General features: G+C 64.3%; 2 protein-coding genes. One reads left to right on the top strand and one right to left on the bottom strand.

All coding sequences use genetic code 11. The features are described from left to right. Positions 1 to 204 precede the first annotated feature (204 nt). Entirely contained in the window at positions 205 to 591 is a 387-nt protein-coding gene (locus AC1D1P_RS23170; protein ID WP_477674613.1) for a hypothetical protein, read from the top strand. A 113-nt stretch (positions 592 to 704) separates the two neighbouring features. Here AC1D1P_RS23170 and AC1D1P_RS23175 read toward each other — a convergent pair whose 3' ends face one another. After that, entirely contained in the window at positions 705 to 1,286 is a 582-nt protein-coding gene (locus tag AC1D1P_RS23175) for a DUF3455 domain-containing protein (RefSeq protein ID WP_477671538.1), read from the bottom strand. Positions 1,287 to 1,471 lie beyond the last annotated feature (185 nt).

Genomic DNA, 1,471 nt, shown 5'->3' on the forward strand with positions numbered 1-1,471 from the left:
ATCTGGCGCAGGAAGTTGCTGGGCTTGTGGGTTTCTTTGTCGGCGGGCGCGGAGGCAGGGGCGGGGGTGGTCATTGAGTGATTTTAGGGGTTAGCCGAAAGGGTTACGTTTGGCTACGCTCTTCACTGTGCATGCGGTACGCCGTTACGGGGGTGGCGCGTTTAATAAACACATGGGCATTTCCTGCCCTGTTAAGGAGATCATATGAAGACAGCAATCAAGGCAAACCGCTCCGTCGCCGTGGCAGGCGCCGCAGCCGCACTGGCGCTTGCCGCTTTCGGCTTTGCCGGTGCTGCCCAGGCCCGTGACAACGTGACCTTTTCTGTGGGCGTAGCCGCTCCCGGTATAGCGGTGGGCGTGACCAACGGCTACCCGGTGTACCAGCAGCCCGTGTATGTGCAGCCCGCCCCGGTGTACTACCAGCCTGCACCGGTGTATTACCAGCCGCGCCCTGTGTACGTGAGGCCTGCGCCTGTGTACTACGCACCGCAGCCGGTGTACTACGGCCCCAGGCACGGCCACAGGCACCACGGCGGTTACTACGTGCAGGCGCCCCCTCCGGGTTATGGGCCGGGGTATTACAGGCGCTAAGCCTGCGTTGCGGGCTAACCCGGTCTGACCCGGGGTCGCCAGGGTTAGCCGCCTTGCAACAGCAAAAAGCAAAAAGCCCGCTTCATGCGGGCTTTTTGTTGGGCGCCGAAAGATCAGCCGGCCGGCCCCCAGAAAACATAGTCCGCCTCGTAAGGCACCGACACCCGCATGCCCAGGCTGGCGGATGTGCAGGGCGGGCTCGCCACCACCCCGCCCGCGGTTCTGCGGCTCTGGATGTAGCTGACGCTGGCGAGCGCACCCGGGGTTTCTGAAGGGCTCACCATGGCTCGCTGCAGCGGAAGGCCGCTACGGTCAGCGGACACTTCTACCAACTCCTTCGCGGTGACTTTGGAGCCGTCGCTGTGCACCCAGCGCGAGCGCAGGCCCGGGTAGTACGTGACGGTCTGGCCATTGCTGTCCTGCAGCCGCAGCCCCGGTGACTGGAGCAGCCAGGCGTATTCATAGGGCGCACGTTTGATGGCCTGGCACTCATACAGGAGGTCGCCCTTGCCCTGGGCTTCCAGCACGGCCTTGTGGCCCGCCGGCACGCGTATGGCTTCAGGCAGGGTCTGCTGGGCGTTGTAGGGGTTGGGCAGGCGCACGCTGCAGGCGCCAAGCACCCCCACTGCGCCGGTGACCATGAGCACGCTTCGCAGCAGGGCGAAGCAGGGAGCGCGAGAGGCTTTGGTGTTCACGGCAGGTTCCAGGTGAGGGGCGATGGTCTCAGGCACCAGTAAAACACAATGAGCCAGGCCCGCTGTAGGACGCTGAAGGGAATGGGTGCGGGCAAAGGTCGGCAGGTTTGACTGGGTGGGGTGATGGCGCATTGGAAGCGTCCAGCCGGTATTCCATGCCGGTGCTCATGCCGATGTCGTGATGC

The sequence above is a fragment of the Polaromonas sp. P1_E1_2 genome (genome assembly GCF_056406035.1).

Bases quoted from the DNA above. Each gene is read 5' to 3' on its own strand.
- AC1D1P_RS23170 (WP_477674613.1), top strand. From the start codon at position 205: ATGAAGACAGCAATCAAGGCAAACCGCTCCGTCGCCGTGGCAGGCGCC.